The organism is Treponema sp. SP13, from assembly GCF_050938355.1.
Classification (GTDB): domain Bacteria; phylum Spirochaetota; class Spirochaetia; order Treponematales; family Treponemataceae; genus Treponema_D; species Treponema_D socranskii.
In genome coordinates this window covers 486822-510777 of sequence record NZ_JADOVM010000001.1, presented here as the reverse complement: position 1 = coordinate 510777, position 23956 = coordinate 486822, and the positions used below count along the sequence as shown (strand labels likewise).

Below are 23956 nucleotides of genomic sequence, written 5' to 3'. Positions count from 1 at the left end.
CCGGAGATTCGTGTACAGGACAATGGTACTTAAAAATATGGCAAACGTTTAAAGTATTGACAGAAATGTAATACAATTATATATTATATAGCAGAGGAGAGCATGACGGTAACCAAGGGTCGATTTGAATGGGATAGTGAAAAAGATCGAATAAATAAAGAAAAACACGGATTGACTTTTGAAGAAGCGTCTGAAATTTTTAAGGATCCGAATTCGATTGAATTTTATGACAATAAGAATTCGATGATAGACGAGGACAGATATATCGTTTTGGGTGATATCGAGAGCGCTATTATTTGTGTTGTCGTTTATGTCGATAGGCGAGAAAAAATACGGATTGTGTCTGCACGGCCGGCCGTATCGAAAGAGGAGATAAAATATTATGGCAATATCCAAAAAACGCTCGGAAGAAATTAAAAAATTTAAGAATAAGGATTTTTCAGATTGCCCCAAACTGACGAATGCGCAGCTCAAGCAAATGAAGCCCTGCCATCTTTTAGACCGTGATTTATGGAAGCCGCAAAAAAAAGTTATGAGCATCAGGATTGACGTCGATGTGTTGGAAAATTTGAAAAAAAACGGTAAAGGCTGGCAAACGAAATTAAACTCGTTTTTGCGTACAGCCGTTTCGAAAGGGCTTATTTAAAAAGCGCCGAAACCGTTTACCGCGCAGCAAAGCTTGAAGCCGCCGGATTTTCCGTAGACTTCGCGTATCCGTGGGATAAGACGCATTCGGGCGATTACGATCTCGCAGAGCTCTTTGCGTGGATCACGGCTGCTTGCCGCTGATGTCGGGAAAAGAAGCGAGGAGCTTTTCCGTTTCGGAAAGAGACGCCAATGCGGGGATCGCACCGTATCGCGACACGCAGAGCGTTGCGGCGGCATTTGCAAAGTGCAGATCGCGCTCGAGTTCGTCTTCGGTAAACGAAAACGGATTTTCGCGCCGAGTCAGCCGATAGAGAAGCGCGCCGGTAAAAGCATCGCCTGCGCCCGTCGTATCGCGCACTTCGATATTGTATTGCGGGATCGATACGATGCCTTCGTACGCTTGCGTCTTATAGAAGACGCCGTCTTTGCCGAGCGTTACACAGACGAGCTTTGCACCTTCGTCGAGGATCTCCTGTGCGGCGATCGGCGTGTTTTCTCCGTACATGAGCGCAAGTTCGTTGTCGGCGATTTTAACAAAATCGGCATATTTAAAAAGCGAGCGCATCGTTTCAATACCCTCTTTTTTGCTTCTCCACAGCGGTTCTCTCCAGTTCGGATCGTATGAGATGAAGGTTCTCCTGTTTTTTGCTGTGTCGATCGCTTTGTGTGTCGCCGAAAGAGAAGGTTCGTCAGTACACGAAAGCGAACCGATATGTAAAAACGTGCTGTCGTTTATTAATTTTTCATCGATGTCATCGGCAGACAGATTGATGTCGGCGCCGTCCGAGCGCGCAAACGAAAACGATCGCTCGCCGGAAGAAGAAAGCGACACGAAAGCGAGCGTCGTGTGCCGATCGGGATCCGTCTTCATCGCTCCCGTACAGACACCGCAGTTTTCGAGCGCCGCTTTCGCATCGCGCCCGAATGCGTCGTTTCCGATCTTTCCGATAAAAGCGGCTCGCGCGCCGAGCTTTGCGGCAGCTGCTGCGGCATTTGCCGGAGCGCCTCCCGGATTTTCTTCGAACAGCGTTCTGCCGTTTTTCGATTTGCCTGCAGGCGTAAAGTCGATAAGTATTTCACCGATTGCCGTAACGTCGAATCGTTTCATAATTTCTCCCGTACTTGTTGTTCCGCGTTTGAATTTTTTATTGCCGGTTTATCGTAATAATCCTGCGCCGTTTCCGCATAAAAGAGCGATCGGATTTCCGGCAATAAAAGCGTGCATAACAATTTTTTAGCCGTGTCTTCGCTCTCCTTCTTTGAATCGTTTTTATTTTCTCATATTTTTTATCTTTTTTCCATCGCGTCAAACAAGGGTGCGTATTCGGCTTCTTTTTCAGTCAAGCATATGCACCAAAACCGCACGTTCACCTCCGGATCCGACAGGCGAATCGCGATTTTATCGGAAGGAATGGAATCAAGACTGTTCGTAACGTTTGTTCTGAATGAAGGTAATTCGCTCGCACTCACGATTTCGCGCAGAGCGGAAAGTTCGCTCTGTTCTAAAAATACCGCGCCCGGTATTTTCCGTTTGCATACCGAATACCAAAAGCCGATTTTGTTGTGTATGAGAATTTTTTCGCCTGCAAGGTCTTTCAGCTGCAGCGTTTTCCGCTTTGCAAGACGGTGCGTTGAAGGCAAAAGCACAAAAAGGTTTTCGCGTATAAAAGGAATGTTTCGATAGCGCGGCTTGCCGCCGGAGTCAGTTTCTCCAAGAGGGCGGAGCAGGATAATCAAATTATACGCGCCTTCGTTAAGGCTGCGGATGAGAGGGGCTTCGGTTTCCTCTAAATCGGCGCTCACGGTTTTGCCTTCGAAAAGTTTTCGCGCAATCGATGTCAATTCCCACATCGGAGCGGGCGCAATCGATCCGAAAGAAAAACTGCGCAGTCTGCGGTCTGCTTCTCGAACAGCACCAATCATATTATCATGTGCAGAAACAACAACGTGTGCGTGCTGTGCTGCAAGGACACCTACCTCGGTAAGTGCAATATGATTTTTAGTACGGCTAAAAAGCGCTACCCCAAGCTCGGCTTCCAAATTCTGCATAGAGCGGCTTAAAGCAGGCTGAGACGTGTGCACCATCTCCGCCGCTTTAGAAAGCGTTCCGTATTTCGCAAATGCCACAAGCTGTTGCAACTGATAAAGTTCCATAGGTATAGTATATCTCACTATGCACTTCCGATATAGTGCCTTGCAAAACTTTTATTGTACATAGTTTGATCTGTTTGGTAGATTGTAAACAACCAAACATGCTAAGGAGGCAAGCGATGAAAAGAAGTGTTTTATTTTTATTCGGTCTGTTGACCATGGTGCCCTTTGCCGGGCAGAACAGTACATCAGTGGCATCTGCACAAGCGGCTCTTTCCGGAGCAAAAAAGGATGCAAAGATTTTAGTTGCGTATTTTTCCCGTGCAGATGAGAACTACGGCGTCGGATTCGTCGAAAAAGGCAATACGCAGATTATCGCCGAATATATTGCAGATTATTTGAAGGTAGATAGCTTTCAGATCAGGACTGTTACCCCCTATCCTAAAAATTACCGGGAATGTACTAATGTCGCTTTAGAAGAACAAAAGAAGAAAGCTCGTCCCGCGCTTGCGGAGCAAATCGGTAATTTAAAAGACTATGATATTATCTTTTTAGGTTACCCAAACTGGTGGGGTGACTTACCGATGGCTGTATATACGTTTTTGGAAAGCAACGATTTTTCAGGTAAAACAATTATTCCGTTTTGTACCCATGCCGGGAGCGGGCTTTCAAATACGGTAAAAACGATTGCTTCGAAATGTCCGCGGGCAACGGTTCTGAACGGTTTTGCAATGAGCGGTCAGACGGCTCAAAACTCGCAAGTGGCAGCCAAGCGTGATACGCTCAAGTGGATTGACGGCATTAAATTGAAATAAGTTCTTTGGAGGAAACGATGGCAAAGACATTAATCGCATATTTTTCCCATACGGGAGAAAATTACTTTGGAGGACAAATCCGTTCCATTAGTAAAGGCAACACAGCGGTTGCTGCAGAGTTTGCTCAAAAAGCAGTCGGCGGCGATTTGTTTGAAATTCGTACCGTAAAAGACTATCCGGTAAACTACAAGCAGTGTACGGATATCGCCGCGGAGGAGGGAAGAACGAATGCCCGTCCCGAACTGCGCGGTACGCTTCCCGATCTCAGCGGCTATGATACCATTGTGCTAGGATATCCGTGCTGGTGGGGAACTATGCCGCAAGCGGTGTTTACATTTTTGGAAAGCGCAGATTTTAGCGGAAAAAAGATATTGCCCTTTTGCACACACGAAGGAAGCGGGATGGGACGCAGCGAAAGCGACATTAAAAAACTGTGCCCTGCTGCAGCCGTATCACGGGGTCTTGCAATAACCGGTTCGTCCTGCGCATCCTCGGAAGCGGCGATAAAGAAATGGCTTAGTGCAAACGGCGTGTAAAATTGAGAAGGAGGCAAAAACTATGGATTGTCAAGAAGAAGTCGTCGATTCACGAAATTTTGATGCAAAGGCATTTGAAATTGCAAAACATAATGCGCAAGCTCTGTTCCGTCTGAACCATACTATGCCGATGACGGATGAATACAGTGCCGTTTTGCACGATTTGTTCGGAGATCGTATCGGCAAGAACAGTATGATTACTGCCCCTTTGCAGGGAGTATGCTTTGATCGGGTTCGAATCGGCGACCATGTTTATGCCGGAGGTAATTTGCTTTTGATGGCACGCGGCGGAATTACCATTGAAGACGGTGCGTGGATTGCGGCAAACGTGCAGCTCATTTCCAACAATCACGATATGTACGACCGCGCCGTACTTTTGTGTAAGCCCGTTTTGATAAAACGCGATGCGTGGATCGGAGCAGGAGCGACTATCCTTCCGGGGAGTTGTGTGGGAGCGCACGCTGTTGTGGGTGCAGGAGCGGTGGTGACAAAAGACGTGCCGGACTACGCGGTTGTTGTCGGAAATCCCGCACGGATCGTCAAAACGCTCGATGCGGATAAGTTTAAGAGATAGGAGAATTTTATGAAACTGAAATTATTTTTTATGGCGACAACACTTGCCGTTTTCACTGTTGCCGGCACAGTCTGTGCTCAAACATCCGGTACGGTCAATGAGCAAATGGCGGCACCTCAATTTGATTTGGTGCACGGAACGGTAAAGCTTAATTCGGGGTATGAAATGCCGGTACTCGGCATCGGGACATTCCGACTTTCACAGCAGCAGGCGGAAAATTCCGTCTATTGGGCACTTAAAGCCGGCATGAGGCTGATCGACACAGCACGGATTTACGGCAACGAAGAAGGCGTCGGACGCGGAATCCGCCGTGCAGTCGCCAAAAAAATCTGCACACGCGCAGAAATTTTTGTTACCACAAAGATGTGGACAAGTGATTTTTCGGACGGAGATGCTGCAATAGATGCTTCACTAAAACGGCTCGGACTGGACTATATCGACTTGATGATTTTGCACCACTCGCAGCCTTCAAACGATGTAGACGCATACAAAGCCATGGAACGTGCTGTTAAAGCGGGTAAGCTCCGTTCAATCGGGCTTTCCAATTATTACAAACCGCAGGATTTTGACCGCTTGGTAAAGGCAACATCAATTCGCCCCGCACTCTTGCAAAACGAAACGCACCCTTATCATCAAAGCGGTATGATGAAAGCGCACATTGCGCAGTACGGCACAGTGATGGAAAGCTGGTATCCGCTCGGCGGCCGCGGTTATACGCAAACATTGTTCAGCGATCCGGTTATCTCCGGCATTGCAAAGTCTCACGGCAAAACATCCGCGCAGATTATCCTCCGTTGGCACATACAAGCGGGCAATATTGCGATTCCCGGTTCAAGCAACGAGCAGCACATTATCGAAGACGCTCACATTTGGGATTTTTCCCTTACTGCGGCTGAGATGGAAAACATTGCAAAACTCGACAAAAACAAGCGTAATTCCACGTATTAACAGTGAATAGGAGTTCCTGATGAAAAAACGACTTGCCACCTTCATCTTGCTTTGTATAGAGTGCTTACTTGTAGCTGCAGCGGTGTACGCTCAAGGAAAGGAGGGAACGATGAATATCACAGTAACAATAGGCAGTACCAAGTATACCGCACAATTTGATAACAATGCAGCCGCCCGCGAGGTTGCCGAACTATTTCCGCTTTCGGTTGATATGAAAGAATGGACGGCAAATAAAGAGTATTATGTCGGGCTTGGTAAAACGATAAACGGCACGGCTCCTGCCGCAACAACGATTACAGCGGGAGACATCATGCTCTACAGCAGCCGCTCGCTCGTTATATTTTACGATAGTTCGGCAAATACGGCAGGTTATGTCAAGCTCGGACGCATTTCAAATTCAAAGAATTTGAAAGCAGCACTCGATAAGGCCGGCGGGAAAGTCGCATTTGCACAGACAAAAACCGGACCGGCTTTGACAAAGGATCAGCAGGATGTGTATGCTTCTTATGAAGCAATTTGCGCCGCAATGATCGCCAAGGACCGTGCTGCGATGGAGCGTTGTTTCGACAAAGATTTAACCTTTACCCATATGAACGGGAAAAAACAGACACGATCGGAATACATCGGTGAAATTATGGACGGCACGCTCAATTATTATAAAATTACTACAAAAGATTACACAATCCGCGTGGACGGTGATACGGCCTATATGAGTGTTACACACACGCTGGATGCAAAAGTCTACGGTATGACAGGAGCGTGGACAACACAAGGAACCGCTACGTACAAAAAGCGAGGCGGTATTTGGGTGCGGGTAAACGAAACAGTGCCTAAAGGCGTGCTGTAAGGATTAATGGAAGATAATTATATTAAAGAGAGGTACAAGAAATGGCACAACAAACGTATGTTACATTGAACAACGGTGCGGTAATTCCGCAGTTCGGATTGGGTGTGTATCAAATTAACGGAGATGATGCAACACGTAAAGCATGCTTGGAAGCATTCGGCATCGGGTACCGTCATATCGATACGGCACATGCCTATCAAAATGAGCGCGGCGTCGGACAGGCGGTAAAAGAGTCGGGAATTAAACGGGGTGATATTTGGATAACGACAAAGCTTTGGCCGCACGAGTACGGCGAAGGCAAGACCTCTATTGCAATCGATAAAATGCTGAAAAGACTGGATACCTCATATATCGATTTGCTGTTGCTGCACCAGCAGTTCGGCGACTACCTCGGTGCGTGGCGGGATATGGAAAAAGCAGTCAAAGACGGACGGGTTCGTTCAATCGGCCTTTCCAACTTTGAAAGCGGCAGATTGGAAGAAGTATTGAATGCTGCAAAAATTGCTCCCGCCGTTCTGCAAGTGGAATGCCATCCCTACTATCAGCAGAATGAACTGAAAAAGCGGATAGCAGCTGCCGGAACAAAGATCGAAAGCTGGTACCCGATAGGGCACGGCGATACAAGCTTGATAAACGAATCTATCTTTACGCGCCTTGCAGCAAAGTACGGCAAAACCAATGTGCAGATTGTTTTGCGCTGGCATATTCAGGAAGGAACGATTGTCTTTCCGCGCAGTACGCAACCGGCTCATATTCGTGAAAATTTTGATATTTTCGATTTCTCATTAACTTCAAGTGAAATGGATGAAATCCGCGCACTCGACAAAGGTAAGCGTTTTTTTACAATGACGCTTGAAGAACAGGAACGGAATTTGAGCGCGTTCCGCCCGGCAGACTAGGCTCAATAGAAATAATACGATGGTAAGTATAGTCGGGGAGGCACAGTAATGGCAAAGATAAAACAAAGTACGCTCCGAATAATGATAGATAGTGCGATGACGCTTATTTCACTGATGCTGATAGGCGGCAATTACTTTTTTCCGTGGACCGGCATACATGAAATTTTAGGCGTTTCGCTGTTTGTATTATGGGGAACTCATGTCGCGTTAAACCGCCGCTGGTATGTCTCGCTTTTAAAAGGGGCGTACCGGCCGTTCCGCATTATGCAGACAATAATAAACTGCGGGATTCTTGTGTGTGCGTTGTTTTTGATGATAAGCGGTATCATGCTTTCGCAGCATGTTTTTGCATTTTTAGGAATCGGCTTCGGTGCGAACTTTGCACGCATAGCGCACATGCTCGCAAGTCATTGGTACTTTTTATTTATGTCGCTACATATCGGGCTGCACGCAGGGATGAGTGCAAGACAAATTACGTCAAAATATAAAAATGCGGCAGGCGGGCAGGAAAAGGAACGGAAACGGAATCAAATCCGATTCAAAACGCTTGCACTTTATGTACTGCTTGCCGGTGTTTGCGCTTACGGACTCTATGCCTTTATTTCGCGCGGTGTATGGCGCTACCTTATTTTACAACAGCAGTTTTTCTTCCTCGATATGGAAAAAGGCTATACCGTATTCTTCATCGATTATATCTCAATCATTGTACTGTTTGCAACGGCTGCACATTACGGTGCAAAACTGATACAGAACAAAAAATAAAACGGAAAATAAACTTTTAAACGAAGACATATCCGGGGTACTTCCGCCTTTAGTTTTGCGGAATCCCCGATTCCGTTAAGCGACAGCCTTGCCCGATATTTTATTTCGCTATATTATAGACGCTATGAATCTGAACGATATTCGGGCGAACGCATATAAAAACGGCGCGCGGAAGGGAAAGCGTCCCTCGGATGAGAGTGCGCTGCAAACGGCGGGGGGGCAGGCGCCGAACGAAGAAGGCAGCGCACGGGCACGGTTCTCACAATCGCCGACCGGCAGCGGATCGAACAAGCCCTTTGAAGGCGTCAATCGAAAAATTGCAAATATCTTTTCCGAAAGCAAAACCTTGTCGAAACAGGCGGCTCTGCAGAATGCGCGTAACGGAAACTCCGGTGGAAACGAAGGGCTTTCCCGTGCGGCGGACACGCTGAAAAAAGGCGGCTTATTAAAAATACCGGAAAGCTCATCCGGCGACAGCGTTTACCGCCGCGTCGCAAAATTCCTTTTAATAATCGGCGTCGATGAAGCTGCAAAAGTCATGCGGCACTTGACCGAAGAGCAGAGTGAAAAAATCATTCCGGAAATCGCGTCGATCAGGAGCGTCGATCCGAAAGAAGCGTCCGAAATACTTTCCGAATTCGAAGGTTTGTTAAAACAGGCGCGGCAGAGCGGAGGTGCGGACATCGCGCGGGAAATGCTCGAAAAAGCCTACGGTGCCGAAAAGGCCGAATCGATGCTGCAAAAGGCGGTTTCGCTTTCGGGCGGAAAACCTTTCGAATACCTCAACACGGCAGACGGCGAACGCGTGTATTTTTTATTAAAAGACGAATCGCCTGCGGTACAGGCGCTCGTGCTCTCTCGCATAAAGCCTGAAAAAGCGGCCGCCGTTATCGGAAAAATGGATGTCGATGTGAAGCGCGATGTGATTTCGCGTCTTGCGAAAATGCAGCCGGTTTCTCCCGATGTGCTTCGCCGCACCGACAAAGCGATATACGAAAAATCGCTTTCGATTGCTGCGGAAAAAGCGGAATCGATCGACGGGCGGAGCGCGCTTGCCGAAATCCTCAGGCGCATGCCGCTTGCATCGGAAGACGAAATCATCGAAACGATTTCCGGAGAAGATGCCGATTTGGCAAACGACATACGGAAACGGCTCTTTACGCTCGAAGACGTCGAAAAATCGGATGACCGTTTTCTCCAAGAGCTTTTGAGATCGATGAGCGAAAAAGAGGTCGCCTATCTCATCGCGGGAAAACCCGAACCGTTTCGAAAAAAAATTTTATACAATGTTTCGAAGGGCAGGGGAGATACCGTTCTCGAAGAAGAACAGCTTGCAAAGCCCATGTCCAAGCGCGACTGCGACGACGTAACCGGAAAATTTTTAGCTGCGATGCGGAGCGCGTATGAACAAGGTACATTTAAAATCGACGGCCGGGACGACGGCGAATACGTGGAGTAACAGTTGAAACAATTTTATAAAGGCTTCGACCTCATATCGATTTCCGATATCCCCGACTGCGAATCGAAGGGATTGTATCTCCGCCATAAAAAGACGGGGCTCGAAATTTTTCACTTAATAAATAACGACGAAGAAAATCTCTTCGCCTTTGCGTTCCGTACGCCCGTCGCCGATTCGACGGGAGCGCCGCACATTCTCGAACACTCGGTGTTTTGCGGTTCGGAAAAATTTCCGGTCAAAGAACCTTTTGTCAATTTGATGAATCAAAGCGTTTACACGTTTTTAAACGCGATGACCTATCCCGATAAGACGGTGTACCCTGCGAGTTCGGCAAACGAAAAAGATTATTTTCATTTGATGGACGTATACGCCGACGCGGTGTTTTTTCCCTTGTTAAAAAAAGAAACTTTCCAGCAGGAAGGGCACCGGCTCGAAGCGGACGGGAACGGCGGCTATTCGATTCAGGGCGTCGTGTACAACGAAATGAAAGGAAATTATTCGTCGTTCAATTCCGTCGCTTTCGACGAGCAGTTTAAGAGCCTTTTTTCCGGTACCTGCTATGCAAACGATTCGGGCGGCGATCCTCTCGTCATCCCGTCATTTACCTATGAGCGGTTTAAAGATTTTCATCGCTCGTATTACAGTCCGGCGAATTGTCTTTTATTTTTATACGGAAATATAAAAACGGAAACGCAGCTCGATTTTATGCAGCAAAGCTTTTTCGATCGCCTTGAAAAAATCTATCCGATCCCCGATGTGCCGAAAAGTTTTCCCGCATTCGGCGAAAATTTCCGAAAGCTTGAAGAGCCGAAAGCGATGAGAGAAGAAGCGATTGTCTATGCGGCCGGCCCCGCATCGGATGCGAAAAAATCGAACGTAACGCTCAACTGGCGATACGGACTTTCATCGAATATCGACGATACGATGGAAGTGATTTTTTTGCTGCAGCTTCTCGCAGGAAACGACAGCTCTCCGGTCGCAAAGGCTTTGACCGATTCGCGTTTGGGCGAACGGCTCGCCGTAGGCGGAGGCGCCGAAGCGTTTTGTCAAATGCTCTATTTCGGTTTGAGCGGCGTCGATAAAAAAGATGCCGATGCGGTAAAAAAATTAATAATTTCTACGCTTGTCGATTTGTGTGAGAACGGCATTCCGAAAAACGATATCGATGCGGCAGTCCTTGCCGTCGATTTTGCAAACCGCGAAGTCGTGCGCGTGCGGGGCGATCCTTTTTCTCTCGAACTCGCCGATCGTGCACTGAACGGCTGGAACTACGGTGCATCTCCCGCATCGACGCTCGGCTACCGCTCCGCTTTCGATAAGGTCAAGCGAAAAATCGCCGCCGATAAAAACTATATCGCGTCTCTCATACGACGCGTTTTTTTGGACAACACCGCCCGCTCTTTCGTCGTCGTAACGCCCGAAGCTTCGTTTTTAAAACAACGTGCGAAAAAAGAGAGGGAGCTTATCGCGTCTCTTGCAAAAGGCGCGGACGCGGGTGAAGTGCGGCGGAACACCGAAGCGCTGCACGCCTACCAAAAGCGGAAAGAGACGGAAAAAGAGACTGCGTGCATTCCGTATATTCTTCCGTCGGATTTGAAAAAGAAAGTCGAGCCGATTGCAACCGACGTGTCGTCATGCTTAGGAGCGGACGGAAGCGAAGTAGCGCTTTTTGTAAACCGTGAAGCGACGGGCGGTATTGTCTATATCGATGTGTGCTATCCTGCCGATGCGCTTCCCATAGGCGCATATCCCTATATTCCGGCCTTTGCCGCCTGTGCGACGAATACCGGCTGGAACGGGAAAAAATGGGACGAGTGCGCCGCAGCCGCATCCCTGTGCTCGGGCGATATGGGAGTCCGCACGCTGACGGGCGACTCGTATAAAAGCGCGTATGCGCAAAAGGCGGCCTCTTCGGTTCGCGACAAACACTATATCGGCCGCGATTGGCTTTCGTTCAGCATCAAGCTGCCCGTCGAAAAAACGGATGAAGCGCTTGCGCTTTTCGGAGAAGCGATCGCGTTTACGGAATTTTCGGATGAAAAGCGGGTCAAAACGATTTTGGACGAAATGAAAAATGATATCCGTTCGTCCGTCATTCCCTCCGGTTCGCGCTACGCAAAACTCAGAGCGTCGCGGAATCTCGGAAGGTCTTCCGCCGTCGAAGAAGCGTGGGGAGGCGTCGCGCAGGTTTTGACGATCGAAAAGATCTGCAAAGAAAATCCCGGTTCGGTCGGAAATCATTTTTCCGATATGGCAAAATCGATTCGAAATGCAGGAGGTCTTATTCACATCACGGCCGACGAAGCGTCGCTTAAAACCGTGCTTCCGCGCATTCCCGAATTCGCACGGAAGGCCGGCTTGCACGAGCTCTCGCCGCTTGTCCGCCCGGAAAACGGTGAATACTATGCGCTTGTAAAAACGGCCGGCGAGGGGGAAGACGAACGCTTTGAAACGTGTACGCTTTCATCGCAAGTCGGCTATGCGGCGCAGTCGGTATATCTCGGCGGGCTGACGATGCGGGAAAAAGCGGCGCTTACGGTGCTCTGTCACTGGATGCGCGGCAATATCCTTTGGGAGCGCATACGGACAACCGGCGGCGCATACGGTGCATCGGCGCTCTTTGATATTTCAACTGAAATCTTTTCGATGAGTACCTACCGCGATCCGTCTCCGCTTGAGTCGATAAAAACGTTTAAAAGCTGCCTCGATGACGTGTGTGCTATGCGTTTCAGCGATACCGATGTTTCCCGCGCGGTGACGGGAACTTACGGAGACGTGACGAAGCCTCAGTCGCCTCAATCGCGCGGTGCACGCGGGTTTTTGCGAAAGCTTTACGCGATGACTCATGAAGAATGGAGCGAATATATAGCGGCGATCCTTTCGGTCGATGCCGCTTCTTTGCATGCGGCAGCCGAAAACGCCCGCGCGATCGCAGGCGGGAATACTGCGGTAATCTGCGATAAATCGGTAAAAGGCACTGGCTTTATTATCGATTTGTCGCTATAATATTCAAAACGAGGTGCTGTTATGATGGACAAAAAGACAAAAGAATGCATACGGATGCTGCGCAATCTCGTCTCCGACGTGCAGGGCGCGCCGTATCCCGGTGATGATATAAAGTCGGAACTGTATACGATATGGTATGAACACGCACAGCGCGCAGCCGTCGAATGTTTCGAATTTCTCGACGCCAATTTTCCGCGCGACAAAAAAGCGATTACCAAGAGCATCGAAAAAATTCTCGGATAATGTAAGGCCGGAGATTTGTGATGACAGCTCCGAAAAAAATTATTAATTTCAGCAGATGGAAACCGCACTCTTCGCTTAAAAAAAACGGTGTCGTGTGGACTCGCTATATCTTTACCGGCATCGACAGCGTATCCGGTGCGGAGCAGTTGTTTTTTGTAGAATGGGAAATGCTCAACGCGGGCCTTTCTCCGGACGAAAGCGTACTCGGTTTTAAACCGCGTACGGCGATATCTGAAGATGATTTGCAGTATGCGCTTGCGGGAACGGAAGCCGCATTCAATCTCCGATCCGAATCGATCGTAACGCCGTCGTACGTCGCCGTGCGTGCGGGAACCTTCGGTGTAAAACCGAAACAGATTTGCAGCTATTATGCCCTCAAAGACGTTACAGGGGGATTTCGGCTTTCTCCGATTACCGTCGGAAACTGTTCGTTCGGTGAGGAAAAGATTTCCGGCTCTCTTTCGCGTACGACAAAAGAGCGTGCAGCCCGACCCGAATACTTTTGCGATGCGGGGGAGATTTCGTGGGATCTGCGCTGTGAAATCCGAAAGCAGTTTTCCGCCGGCTATAAAAAAAGTTCGGAGAGATGGATTCCCGTAGGAGCGCGTACGGCGTTTTCGGGAAGCATTACGCTCGACGGCCGCGAGTTCAGCGTACTCCCGAAAAAATCCTACGGTTATATCGACGTGCATTTTCTCCGTACCTTTCCCGCCCCTTATTTTCATATCTCGTCGTCGAATTTGACGAGCCGCATCAGCGGAAAGGCGCTGTTCGATTCGAGCTTTACAGTACAGGGAATCTTCGAAGACAGCCTTGCCCTCGCGCTGGAGTTTGAAAATACGGACATCGCGCTTGAGGCGAAAAAAAGAGGTGCGTCGGAAAAAATTTTGTGGGACTGTACCGAAATGCCTGCCGACGAAGAGGGCGAGCGGCTGCATTGGTCGGTGAGCGCCGATACGAAAAAATGGGTTATCGATATCGATATCGTATGTCACACATCGAAACTCTTTGTGCGCAATATCGAACTTCCCGAAGGAAACCGAAAAGTGCTTAAACTGCTTGCGGGCGGAAGCGGAACGGGAGAAATCAAATTGTACCGCCGCATCGGCAAAAGCCTTGAAATAATCGAAGACGCGCACGTCGCTTTTGCGCTTTGCGAATTCGGGCAAGCCGAAGACGGCGAAATCTGAGCCTTGCCGGGAGTGTCGCCGATTTTTTATGTGCACTCTATTTTTTAGGGAATACAATTTCCTATATCGTTGTCATAGTAAATTCTTGCTTTATTCGCAATTCGTGAGTATGTTTAAAGCATGGATTACGAACATTTTACACTTAAAACGCAGGATGCGCTGCAGCAGGCGAGCGCTCTTGCTCAGCAAAAAGATCACAGTGAAATAGGACTCGAACATATACTCGACGCGCTTTTAAAGCAAAAGGACGGTATCGTTCCGCCCCTTGTCGAGCGTATCGGCGTACCTGTCGAAACGCTGCTTCGGGAAAACGATGCATTGCTCGCTTCTTACCCGACGGTGAGGGGTAACGTGCAGATGTCGCTTTCATCCGAAGCGCAAAAAGCGCTTGCAAAAGCCGAAAAAGCGATGGCGGATTTGCACGACGAATATCTTTCGACCGAGCATATCTTCCTTGCGATGAGTGAATCGGACGGGCGCACGGGCGATATGCTACGAAGGCACGGCATCGACCGTAAAGCGGTTTTGGACGCACTGAAAGCCGTGCGCGGCAATCAGCAGGTAACCGGTAACGATCCCGAATCTTCGATGCGCTCGCTCGAAAAATTTTGCCGTGATTTGACCTCTCTTGCACGTCAGGATAAAATCGATCCGGTTATCGGACGCGACGAAGAGATAAGGCGCGTCATGCAAGTGCTCTGCCGCCGCACGAAAAACAATCCCGTACTCATCGGAGAGCCGGGCGTCGGAAAAACCGCCATCGTCGAAGGACTTGCACGTCGTATCGCATCGGGTGACGTTCCCGAAAGTTTGAAAAACAAGCGCCTCCTCGCCCTCGATTTGGGTTCGCTTGTCGCAGGTGCGAAATTCCGCGGGGAATTCGAAGAGCGGCTCAAAGCCGTCATCACGGAAGTGCAAAAAAGCCAAGGACAGATCGTGCTCTTTATCGACGAACTGCATACGATCGTCGGTGCGGGCGCGTCCGAAGGTTCTATGGACGCTTCGAATTTATTAAAACCGGTACTCGCTCGCGGAGAGCTTCGGGCGATCGGAGCGACGACGCTCGACGAATATCGGAAATACATCGAAAAAGATGCGGCGCTCGAACGGCGCTTTCAGCCGGTTTATTGCTCGGAACCGTCAGTCGAAAATACGATCGCGATTCTTCGCGGCCTGCGCGAAAAATACGAAATTCACCACGGCGTGCGGATCGACGACGAAGCGCTTGTCGCGGCGGCAGTCCTCAGCAACCGCTATATCACGAACCGCTTTATGCCCGACAAAGCGATCGACCTCGTCGACGAAGCGATGAGCCGGCTCAAAATGGAAATCGAAAGCCAGCCTACCGAACTCGATCAAATCGAACGGAAGATCATGCAGCTGTCCATCGAAAAACAGTCGCTCGCAAAAGAAGACGACGAAGCGTCGAAAGAGCGGCTCGCAAAACTCGAAAAAGAACTCGCCGATCTTTCGGCGAAGCGCGATGCGATGAAGCTCCAGTGGCAAAATGAAAAAGCCGATATCAACAAGAGCCGCGATATCAAAGAAAAGCTCGAACAGGCGCGCTTCAATGAAGAAAAATATACGCGCGAAGGAAACCTCGCAAAAGCCGCCGAACTGAAGTACAGCATTATCCCCGAACTGCAAAAGAAGCTTTCCGCCGCAGTGGAAGCCGGAAGCAAAAAAGAGGGCGGACGCGAATCTCTTTTGCGGCAGGAAGTGACCGAAGAAGATATCGCGCGCGTCGTCAGCGAGTGGACGGGGATTCCCGTTACGAAGATGCTGTCGAGCGAAAAGCAAAAATATCTGCAGCTCGAATCCGTGCTGCACAAGCGCGTTATCGGACAAAACGATGCGGTACAAGTCGTCTCCGACGCGATTCGCAGAAACCGTTCCGGCTTGAGCGATCCGAATCGCCCGCTCGGAAGCTTTTTGTTTATCGGTCCGACCGGCGTCGGAAAAACGGAGCTCGCGAAAACGCTTGCGGACTTTTTGTTCAACGATGAAAAGTCGCTTACGCGAATCGATATGAGCGAATATATGGAAAAGTTTTCCGTTTCGCGTTTGATCGGCGCTCCTCCGGGATACGTCGGCTACGATGAAGGCGGACAGCTTACCGAAGCGGTGCGCCGCCGTCCGTACAGCGTCGTGCTTTTCGACGAAATCGAAAAAGCGCATCCCGACGTATTCAACGTGCTGCTCCAAGTGCTCGACGACGGACGTTTGACCGACGGACAGGGGCGCCTCGTCGATTTCAAAAATACGATCATCATCATGACGAGCAACCTCGGAAGCGACGTGATCCTCGAGGCCGACACGCCGGAAAAAATGCACGATGCACGAATAAAAGTGAGCGAGATGCTTAAATCGACGTTCCGCCCCGAATTTTTAAACCGCATCGACGAAATCGTCATGTTCGGCCGCCTCGATCAAAGCTGTATTTCGGGCATCGTCAAAAACCAGCTCGAGCGCGTATCGCACAGGCTCGACGACAGACGAATTAAAATCACGTTCGACGACAAAGCCGTCGCTTTCCTCGCCGATAAGGGATACGATCCCGCGTTCGGTGCGCGGCCGGTAAAGCGAGCGATTCAAACCTACGTGGAAAATCCGCTCGCAAAAGAACTGCTCGAAGGAAAGTTTTCCGACGGGGCAGCGATCAAAGTGACGGCAAAACCGGGGGCAAGCGGACTTTCGTTTGAGTGACGGAAGCGTGTGCGCGGGGCAGTTCCATTGCTGGCGACGGGCGAAGTCACCGCAGGCGAGTTTACGGTTGAAATGAGGCGATGCGTGTAAATGCCGTTATTTTACTTTGTGCGATTAAAGTAAAATAACGGCTAGCTTTATTTTACCGAAACGGCGGATAAAGGGAGTGTAGCACTGTAAAAAATCATGCAGTTGAAATCGAAATCGGAAGAAAAACTTTTTTCTACCGGAAGATGAGTTCCCGTCGCCCGTCGTTTATTGGACGCTCTTTTTGAAAAGTCGCTGGTTTCCGTAAAGGAAGTTCAAGCGGTAACAGGTTTAACACCGAAGACTGCCAATCAATTTGTAAATTTATTTATCAAAAACGGTATCTTGTTATCGCCTTTTAAACAGATGAAAATGAAAATTGATTTCCGTGATACGGATGCGGCATGCGTAGAATTTTTACTCCACTTTATTATATAATTAAAATTGTGGGAGACTTTATGGAGGAAAAATGCCGATACCCACTTGCAATAAAACCAAAGATGCAGTAGCTTCAACTCAACTCAACTCAACTCAACTCAACTCAACTCATGCTCTGCGATAGATGGCGATGTTTCGTGCCGCATTACTTCGCTTAGATTTCTTTTAATCGTTTTTGTCGTATTTATTCATAATTGCTATACATCAGAATCAATCCAAAAAATTATAGATGCTGGTGGAACTCCGCCTGTTTTTGTGGAAAATGCCTTTGGTCATTGGGTCAAGCTTTTTATAACGTTCGGACTGGCTCGATGTGCTGTACCTTTGTTGTTTATGTTTTCTGCTTTTTTACAGGCGAAAAAGGACGACAGTTATCCATTGGTTCTGAAAAAAAAAGCAAAATCGCTTTTACTTCCATATGTACTTTGGATGGCTCTTTTGGCATTTTTCTATGGCGGGTTTAAATTGATTATTGCAAAAATTGCGCCCCAGCTTCTTAGTCAACCAGATAATACTTGCCTTAAGTGGACATTCGTTGATTGGATTCACAAGACTTTGGGCTACAAGCCAAAACCCGATGGTGGTTTTGAACTTCCTGAGTTTGCCGTCCAGTTTTGGTTTGTGCGAGATCTTTTAATTCTGACGATTGTTTTACCTGTGATTAAGACTTTAATCAAAAAGTTTCCTGTAGGCTTTTTGGCCTTTTTACTGACCGTTTATATAGTTTCAATTCGTGTGTATTTTGTGGAGACTACCGCATTGTTCTTTTACGTAGCAGGACTTTATTGGGGTATGTATGACATTCCCCTTTTTGTAAAAATCGACGAAATCGAGTGGAAAGAAATCATACCTCTGGTTTTGTTTAGTTTTGTGACTGCTTTCACCTTCGGTGGAGGTGAACATTCAATATTTCATAACATTATGGTAATTTTTGATTGTGTGATTTTTATAAAACTTTCGGCAATAATCGTACGCAAAGAAAAATTGTATGAGTTCTGTTCTTATCTCGCAGGATTCTCATTCTTTTTATTTGCAATACATGCTCCGCTTATAAACGGTTATACTTCAAAATTATGGATTCGCTTTTTCCCAATGAAAAATACATTCTGGAGTTTGTGTCAGTATTTTATTCCAACATTTATTACTATTATTATTGGAACTGGAATTGGCATTGTGCTAAAAAAACTCTTTCCTCCAATATTCCGTGTGTTGAACGGGGGAAGATAGCGTAATTTTGGGAAGTTATAAAACAGTCATAAAAATAAATACATTCATAACCGCTAAAGCGCTCCCGTAAGCGCCGCTGTATGCTGTGAATATGTACTTCCAATCTGGAATACGACTTAATGCTTTCCGATCTTACGGACTAAGCGCATACCGTAGTTCGCATCGCGACAAGCTGACAACGACGGATGAACAGGTCGAGCGACTATTGACAATCTTTTCGGCACATAGAAAATAGTAGAAATAATATTTGCTATCGGTTTTGCAGGCAGTGTCCTATCCTAGTCAAACACGTAGACTTTGGAGTATAATAGAAAAGAGCTGGCGATGAGACAAGTGCAGATGACAGATATTTTAAAATATAACCGCTCGGTAATAGTTTTCTCTTTTATACCCAAACAAAAGGCTATATTCTACAAAAATTTGCAGATAAAATTTTTTGTACAAATAATAAAAAAAAATACGCTGTTGCTCCTTTGCGGCAAAGTGCTTAGAACAAACAGTAAAGTATAATTGTTAGGATAATTATATATAATTTTGGGGTAAAATATAATACAAATGATAAGTACTTTTAAAGAGTTAAAATATAACTTAAAGAAAGATGTTTCTTCTTTTCCCATTATAAAAGTTGCTTTGCTTGGCGATACAGCCACACAATTTCTTGCTACAGCAATTAAGGGTATAGGCATTGAACGAGGTTATAATATTGACTTGTTTGAATCTGAATATAATCAAATTGAGCAACAAATTTTTGATAAAACAAGTGAGTTTCATTCATTTAGCGCACAATATACTATTATATTTCAATCTACCCACCGACTCAATGAAAAATACAGTCTTTTATCGGTAGAAGAATGTAATAATATAGCAAACGAGCGATTAGACTTTGTAAAAAAATTATGTTCAATTACTAAATCAACAGTAATTTATTTTAATTATCCGGAAATTGAGGATACGGTTTTTGGGAGTTATGCAAATAAGTTGTCATTCTCTTTTTCGTACCAAGTTCGTAAATTAAATTATGAATTAATGGATCTTGCCCAAGCGATACCAAATTTATTTATTTGCGATTTAGCAGGAATCCAAAGTAAGTTTGGGCGTGATTTTTTCTTTAATCCGGCTGTCTATACAAGTACGGAAATGATTTTATCATTGGAAGCTGTCCCTTATGTTGCATCAAGAGTAATGGATATTATTTCCGCTTTGCAAGGAAAGGTAAAAAAATGCTTGATTCTTGATTTAGATAATACACTTTGGGGCGGAATTATAGGTGACGATGGTCTTGAAGGTATTCAGCTTGGGCATGGACTTGGAATTGGAAAAGTATTTACAGAATTTCAGATGTGGATAAAAAAATTACGCAATCGTGGAATAATAATTTGTATTTGCAGTAAAAACGATGAAGAAAAAGCAAAAGAACCATTTCAAAAACATCCGGATATGATCCTTCATTTAGATGATATTTCTGTTTTTATGGCAAACTGGGAAAGTAAAGTAGATAACTTAAAAATGATTCAGAAAATTCTGAATATAGGTTTTGATTCTATGGTTTTTCTTGATGACAATCCTTTTGAAAGAAATATCGTTCGTGAGAATATAAAAGATATTATAATTCCTGATTTACCGGAAGATCCGGCCTATTATTTGGAATACTTGTATTCATTAAATCTGTTTGAAGCAGCTTCTTATAGCGATACTGATAAGGACAGAACGAAACAATACCAAGTGCAGGCGAAACGTGTCGTTTTTTCTAAATCATTTTTGAATGAAGAAGATTTTTTGCGTTCATTGAATATGATTTCAAAAGTTGAGGACTTCAATAAATTTAATATTCCGCGTGTTGCTCAATTATCACAAAGGAGTAATCAGTTTAATCTTCGTACTGTGCGTTATACGGAAGCTGATATTGCTTCCATGTCCGAAAATCCGGATTATTTTTGTTTTGCATTTTCTCTTGAAGATAAGTTCGGTGATAACGGATTGATTGCTGTTGTAATTATGAAAAAATTAGAAAGAGACATTCTTTTTATTGATACATGGTTTATGAGTTGCAGAGTTTTGAAGCGTGGAATGGAAAATTTTATTCTAAATACAATTGTTTCAGAAGCCAAAAAGCGTGGATTCATAAAAATTATTGGGGAATATCTTCCGACACGGAAAAACGGAATGGTAAAAGAGCATTACTCAAATCTGGGTTTTGATAAAATTGAGAATTCGGATACCGAAAAGTATGAGCTTAATTTAAATACCTATGAATCTAAGGTTTGTTATATTGTGGAGAAATAAAGATGGCTAAAATTGATTTGTTTGCAAATTTTGAAAAAAACATTTCTTTTGAAGTTTCTGAAGATATTTATAACTCGTTTCAGAAATGTTCTTCTGATTTAAATCCTCTTCATACCGATGAGGTATTTGCAAAAAACAAAGGATTTCAAAACAAGGTTATGTATGGAAATATATTGAATGCATTTATTTCTTATGCGATTGGAATGGAACTTCCAACGCCTGATGTAATACTTCAATTACAAGATATTCAATATAAAAAGCCTGTGTATTTGCACGATAAGTTGGTGATGAATTTAAAAACAGAAGAAGTACATGAAGCTGTCAATGTCGTTATTTTTACTTATAAATTCACAAATGCGAAGAATAAAGTTGTTGCAAAAGGTCGTGTTCAGATAGGAGTTTTTGAATGAATATATTAGTAACCGGAGGTTCTTTTGGACTTGGAGAAGCCATAGTTCGTTTGATTGTAGCCGATAAAAATAATAATGTTTATTTTACTTATAGATTTCATAAGGATGAAGCAGAGAAATTGTGTGCGGAATTTTCCAATGCAGTCTCTATTCAATGTGACTTTTCTGATTCTGAGAGTCTTGAAAATTTGATAAATAAAATTTCTGGTTTTAATCTTGATGTTTTAATTAATAATGCATATTCGGGAGTAACACTTGGAAATTATTTTCATAAGACCCCTCTTTCGGATTTTAACGATGCCTTTCAAATAAATGTTTTGCCTTTGATTTCAATTACTCAAAAAGTTTTGGAAACTTTCAAGAGGAAAAAGTCAGGAAAGATAATTACCGTATTAACATCTGCTTTGATCGGTACTCCGCCAATGGGATATTCAGTATACTCTGCGACAAAAGCTTATATAGCTCAATTGGTAAAATCTTGGAGTAAAGAATACATAAAATTTGGAATTACGAGCAATGCAGTTGCTCCGGATTTTATGCAAACAAGCCTTACAAGCCAAACAAATAACTTTGTTGTAGAACAGATTCGTGAATCAAACCCGATGAAAAGGATCATCACAACAGATGAAGTTGCTAATGTAATTAAGAACTTAATAACTGCATCTCCACAGATAAACGGTATAACAATTCCTGTGAATGCAGGTGTGAATATTTTATAAAACTTTTGGAGGATATAATCTTATGGAAAAATCGGAAATCTTAAAGCAAATGCAGGATATTTTTACGGATGTTCTTGATAATAAAGATATTGAATTAACGGAAGATACATCAGCGGACGATATTGAAGAAAGGGATTCTCTTTCTCATATTCAGCTTGTTGTTGGGATTGAAAAACATTTTAAAATTAAGCTCACTTCAAAGGAAATCATGGAATGTGCTAATGTCGGCGACATGGCAGACTGTATACAAAGAAAACTTGTATGATTAAAATTCTTGAAAAGAAAGATTGTACCGGCTGTTGCGCTTGTGTTGATGTTTGTCCTACAAAAGCAATATCAGTAAAAACCGATATTGAAGGTTTTTGGTATCCGAGTGTCGATTCTTCTCTTTGTATAAACTGTAGCGCTTGTAATAAAGTATGTCCGGTTGAAACAATGCCAAAAGCAAAAGCAGAGCATTTCTCCATCCCTAAATGTTTTGCTGCAATAAATAAAAATCTTTATGTTCGTTTTGATAGTACATCCGGCGGATTGTTTTCTGCTCTTGCTGACAGAATTTTTAGAGAAGGAGGCCTTGTTGGAGGTGCCGCTACCGACGAAGACTTTAATGCTACGCAAATTTTAATAGATGATAAGTCCGATCTAGAGAAACTTCGTAGTTCAAAATACTATCAAAGTAATGCAAACGGTTTTTATCAAAGTGTAAAAACGGCTCTTATAGCAGGCAGGAAAGTTCTTGTATGCGGTATACCTTGTCAAATGGCTGCGCTTAGGAACTTTCTAGGAAAAGATTATGATAATCTGATTATCGTCGATTTGATTTGCTTGTGTATACCTTCACCAAAAGTATTTAAAAAATATATTGAGAGTATCGGTGAACAATACGGCTCTCCTGTTGTTGAAACGAAGGCAAAATGCAAGGAATTGGGATGGCGAAAATTGACACAATTGTTTGTGTTGGAAAACGGAAAGCATATTTATCAAACTCATGATGAAAATTCATTCCAGTATTTTTACATGAATACGAGGACTATATGCCGACCTTCATGTTATGACTGTAAGTTCAAGGGATTCCCGCGGATTGCTGATATAACTATCGGCGATTTTTGGGGAGGAAGGAATAATTCTGTATATACTGCCGAATTCAAAAAAGAATTCGATAACGACTTGGGGACTTCCGTTGTAATAGTAAACAATCAGAAAGGCCTTGATTACTTGAACACTGTAAAAGGTTCTCTGAAAATAAAAGAAATTCCCTTCGAAACTGTTCTACCCGGTAATCGTGCATTGTCATATCCTATTGCCCAATCAACAATTAATCGCGACGAATTTTTTAATAAATTAGATAAACAAAGTTTTACAGAACTTACAAAAATATATAAGGCTTCTATAAAGTTAAGTCTTAAGCAGCGTATTAAGAAAATTCTCAAGCGTTATTACAAATTATTGAAGTTTTATCGGCTAGATGTTATTTTGTATTTGAAATTGTCTTCGCTGAACGGTTTTTTTAAGGTTTTCTTTTCTGATAAACATTTGATTATGCCGCTTAAACATACTATCTACAGATTTGCCGACAAAAAAAACATAACTCTTGACGGTGATTTGATAATCGGCACAAAGCGAATAAAAGGTTCAAAGCTTGAAACTCGATTTGTCGTTGAAGGTTCCGGAAAACTTGACATAAAAGGGAATGTCTCTGTCGGTTACGGTGCCGATATAGAAGTCTTTGATGGAGGACATCTGGAAATGGGATACTGTTGGTCAAATATAAACAATGAAATTATTTGTGCAAACAGTATAAAAATCGGTAATTATGTAGGGATCGGCAGAAATGTTTGCATACGTGATAACAACGGCGGGCATTTTATTAACCGTCCGTTTTATAAAGATTCCCGCCCTGTCGTAATCGAGGATAAGGTGTGGATTTGTTCCAATGTAACAATTATGCCGGGAGTAACAATCGGTGAAGGTGCTATTGTCGGAGAAAATTCGTTTGTAGCGGAGAATGTTCCACCCTATACGATGGTTTCCGGGAATCCGGCAAAAATTGTTGATAGGGATGTTCTCTATAAAATGTAATTTTAAGATATGGTTGAGAAGAAAAGAATTGCAATAAATACAATACTCT

Annotated in this window: 22 protein-coding genes; 20 read left to right on the top strand and 2 right to left on the bottom strand. The window is 44.8% G+C overall.

All coding sequences use genetic code 11. The features are described from left to right. The first annotated feature begins 102 nt into the window (after nt 1-102). On the top strand, nt 103-417 hold the full coding sequence (locus IZU26_RS02270) for a BrnT family toxin (RefSeq protein WP_433276442.1): 315 nt from the start codon (nt 103-105) through the stop codon (nt 415-417). Next, nucleotides 383-646 (top strand): BrnA antitoxin family protein, encoded by a 264-nt coding sequence (locus tag IZU26_RS02265; protein WP_021330727.1) that lies wholly within the window; start codon nt 383-385, stop codon nt 644-646. The genes IZU26_RS02270 and IZU26_RS02265 overlap by 35 nt, the downstream gene beginning before the upstream one ends. 123 nt (nt 647-769) lie before the next feature. Here IZU26_RS02265 and IZU26_RS02260 read toward each other — a convergent pair whose 3' ends face one another. Next, entirely contained in the window at nt 770-1756 is a 987-nt protein-coding gene (locus IZU26_RS02260; protein ID WP_433276440.1) for a carbohydrate kinase family protein, read from the bottom strand. Between the two features lie 179 nt (nt 1757-1935). Next, nucleotides 1936-2802, bottom strand: coding sequence for a LysR family transcriptional regulator (locus IZU26_RS02255; protein ID WP_433276438.1), 867 nt, complete (start codon nt 2800-2802; stop codon nt 1936-1938). A gap of 116 nt (nt 2803-2918) precedes the next feature. Here IZU26_RS02255 and IZU26_RS02250 point away from each other — a divergent pair, with 116 nt between their 5' ends. The 18 genes from IZU26_RS02250 (at nt 2919) to IZU26_RS02165 (ending at nt 23907) form a co-directional block, all read left to right on the top strand. Further along, entirely contained in the window at nt 2919-3554 is a 636-nt protein-coding gene (locus IZU26_RS02250; RefSeq protein ID WP_433276437.1) for a flavodoxin, read from the top strand. A gap of 17 nt (nt 3555-3571) precedes the next feature. Continuing rightward, on the top strand, nt 3572-4090 hold the full coding sequence (locus IZU26_RS02245) for a flavodoxin (protein WP_433276435.1): 519 nt from the start codon (nt 3572-3574) through the stop codon (nt 4088-4090). Between the two features lie 22 nt (nt 4091-4112). Then, on the top strand, nt 4113-4664 hold the full coding sequence (locus tag IZU26_RS02240) for an acyltransferase (RefSeq protein WP_433276433.1): 552 nt from the start codon (nt 4113-4115) through the stop codon (nt 4662-4664). A 9-nt stretch (nt 4665-4673) separates the two neighbouring features. Beyond that, nucleotides 4674-5612 carry an aldo/keto reductase gene (locus IZU26_RS02235; protein WP_433276431.1) on the top strand — a complete coding sequence of 313 codons (939 nt, stop codon included), beginning with the start codon at nt 4674-4676 and terminating at the stop codon, nt 5610-5612. Between the two features lie 109 nt (nt 5613-5721). Further along, a complete protein-coding gene (locus IZU26_RS02230; protein ID WP_433276430.1) occupies nt 5722-6459 on the top strand; it encodes a cyclophilin-like fold protein in 738 nt (245 codons plus the stop codon). A gap of 41 nt (nt 6460-6500) precedes the next feature. After that, entirely contained in the window at nt 6501-7358 is an 858-nt protein-coding gene (locus tag IZU26_RS02225) for an aldo/keto reductase (RefSeq protein WP_433276428.1), read from the top strand. Between the two features lie 48 nt (nt 7359-7406). Then, complete coding sequence (locus IZU26_RS02220) at nt 7407-8120, top strand: DUF4405 domain-containing protein (RefSeq protein ID WP_433276426.1); 714 nt, start codon at nt 7407-7409, stop codon at nt 8118-8120. 124 nt (nt 8121-8244) lie between these two features. Then, on the top strand, nt 8245-9579 hold the full coding sequence (locus IZU26_RS02215) for a flagellar motor switch protein FliG (RefSeq protein ID WP_433276424.1): 1335 nt from the start codon (nt 8245-8247) through the stop codon (nt 9577-9579). A gap of 3 nt (nt 9580-9582) precedes the next feature. Then, complete coding sequence (locus IZU26_RS02210; RefSeq protein WP_433276422.1) at nt 9583-12585, top strand: insulinase family protein; 3003 nt, start codon at nt 9583-9585, stop codon at nt 12583-12585. A gap of 21 nt (nt 12586-12606) precedes the next feature. After that, nucleotides 12607-12828, top strand: coding sequence for a hypothetical protein (locus tag IZU26_RS02205; RefSeq protein WP_021330761.1), 222 nt, complete (start codon nt 12607-12609; stop codon nt 12826-12828). 20 nt (nt 12829-12848) lie between these two features. Then, nucleotides 12849-14018, top strand: coding sequence for a hypothetical protein (locus tag IZU26_RS02200; protein ID WP_433276420.1), 1170 nt, complete (start codon nt 12849-12851; stop codon nt 14016-14018). 120 nt (nt 14019-14138) lie between these two features. Then, entirely contained in the window at nt 14139-16724 is a 2586-nt protein-coding gene (gene clpB / locus IZU26_RS02195; RefSeq protein WP_433276418.1) for an ATP-dependent chaperone ClpB, read from the top strand. Nucleotides 16725-17309: 585 nt separating this feature from the next. Then, the gene (locus IZU26_RS02190) at nt 17310-18416 is read left to right on the top strand and encodes an acyltransferase family protein (RefSeq protein ID WP_433276993.1); all 1107 of its coding nucleotides are present in this window, start codon (nt 17310-17312) and stop codon (nt 18414-18416) included. Between the two features lie 555 nt (nt 18417-18971). Beyond that, nucleotides 18972-20699 (top strand): HAD-IIIC family phosphatase, encoded by a 1728-nt coding sequence (locus tag IZU26_RS02185; RefSeq protein ID WP_433276416.1) that lies wholly within the window; start codon nt 18972-18974, stop codon nt 20697-20699. Between the two features lie 2 nt (nt 20700-20701). Next, a complete protein-coding gene (locus IZU26_RS02180; RefSeq protein WP_433276414.1) occupies nt 20702-21109 on the top strand; it encodes a MaoC/PaaZ C-terminal domain-containing protein in 408 nt (135 codons plus the stop codon). Then, entirely contained in the window at nt 21106-21828 is a 723-nt protein-coding gene (locus IZU26_RS02175) for an SDR family NAD(P)-dependent oxidoreductase (RefSeq protein ID WP_433276412.1), read from the top strand. Before IZU26_RS02180 ends, IZU26_RS02175 begins: the two co-directional genes overlap by 4 nt. 22 nt (nt 21829-21850) lie before the next feature. Continuing rightward, a complete protein-coding gene (locus IZU26_RS02170; RefSeq protein WP_433276410.1) occupies nt 21851-22093 on the top strand; it encodes an acyl carrier protein in 243 nt (80 codons plus the stop codon). After that, nucleotides 22090-23907 carry a Coenzyme F420 hydrogenase/dehydrogenase, beta subunit C-terminal domain gene (locus IZU26_RS02165; RefSeq protein WP_433276408.1) on the top strand — a complete coding sequence of 606 codons (1818 nt, stop codon included), beginning with the start codon at nt 22090-22092 and terminating at the stop codon, nt 23905-23907. The genes IZU26_RS02170 and IZU26_RS02165 overlap by 4 nt, the downstream gene beginning before the upstream one ends. Nucleotides 23908-23956: the final 49 nt, after the last annotated feature.

Coding starts and splice junctions, on each gene's coding strand:
- IZU26_RS02270 (WP_433276442.1), top strand. CDS start 103: ATGACGGTAACCAAGGGTCGATTTGAATGGGATAGTGAAAAAGATCGA.
- IZU26_RS02265 (WP_021330727.1), top strand. CDS start 383: ATGGCAATATCCAAAAAACGCTCGGAAGAAATTAAAAAATTTAAGAAT.
- IZU26_RS02260 (WP_433276440.1), bottom strand. CDS start 1,756: ATGAAACGATTCGACGTTACGGCAATCGGTGAAATACTTATCGACTTT.
- IZU26_RS02255 (WP_433276438.1), bottom strand. CDS start 2,802: ATGGAACTTTATCAGTTGCAACAGCTTGTGGCATTTGCGAAATACGGA.
- IZU26_RS02250 (WP_433276437.1), top strand. CDS start 2,919: ATGAAAAGAAGTGTTTTATTTTTATTCGGTCTGTTGACCATGGTGCCC.
- IZU26_RS02245 (WP_433276435.1), top strand. CDS start 3,572: ATGGCAAAGACATTAATCGCATATTTTTCCCATACGGGAGAAAATTAC.
- IZU26_RS02240 (WP_433276433.1), top strand. CDS start 4,113: ATGGATTGTCAAGAAGAAGTCGTCGATTCACGAAATTTTGATGCAAAG.
- IZU26_RS02235 (WP_433276431.1), top strand. CDS start 4,674: ATGAAACTGAAATTATTTTTTATGGCGACAACACTTGCCGTTTTCACT.
- IZU26_RS02230 (WP_433276430.1), top strand. CDS start 5,722: ATGAATATCACAGTAACAATAGGCAGTACCAAGTATACCGCACAATTT.
- IZU26_RS02225 (WP_433276428.1), top strand. CDS start 6,501: ATGGCACAACAAACGTATGTTACATTGAACAACGGTGCGGTAATTCCG.
- IZU26_RS02220 (WP_433276426.1), top strand. CDS start 7,407: ATGGCAAAGATAAAACAAAGTACGCTCCGAATAATGATAGATAGTGCG.
- IZU26_RS02215 (WP_433276424.1), top strand. CDS start 8,245: ATGAATCTGAACGATATTCGGGCGAACGCATATAAAAACGGCGCGCGG.
- IZU26_RS02205 (WP_021330761.1), top strand. CDS start 12,607: ATGATGGACAAAAAGACAAAAGAATGCATACGGATGCTGCGCAATCTC.
- IZU26_RS02200 (WP_433276420.1), top strand. CDS start 12,849: ATGACAGCTCCGAAAAAAATTATTAATTTCAGCAGATGGAAACCGCAC.
- clpB (WP_433276418.1), top strand. CDS start 14,139: ATGGATTACGAACATTTTACACTTAAAACGCAGGATGCGCTGCAGCAG.
- IZU26_RS02185 (WP_433276416.1), top strand. CDS start 18,972: ATGATAAGTACTTTTAAAGAGTTAAAATATAACTTAAAGAAAGATGTT.
- IZU26_RS02180 (WP_433276414.1), top strand. CDS start 20,702: ATGGCTAAAATTGATTTGTTTGCAAATTTTGAAAAAAACATTTCTTTT.
- IZU26_RS02175 (WP_433276412.1), top strand. CDS start 21,106: ATGAATATATTAGTAACCGGAGGTTCTTTTGGACTTGGAGAAGCCATA.
- IZU26_RS02170 (WP_433276410.1), top strand. CDS start 21,851: ATGGAAAAATCGGAAATCTTAAAGCAAATGCAGGATATTTTTACGGAT.
- IZU26_RS02165 (WP_433276408.1), top strand. CDS start 22,090: ATGATTAAAATTCTTGAAAAGAAAGATTGTACCGGCTGTTGCGCTTGT.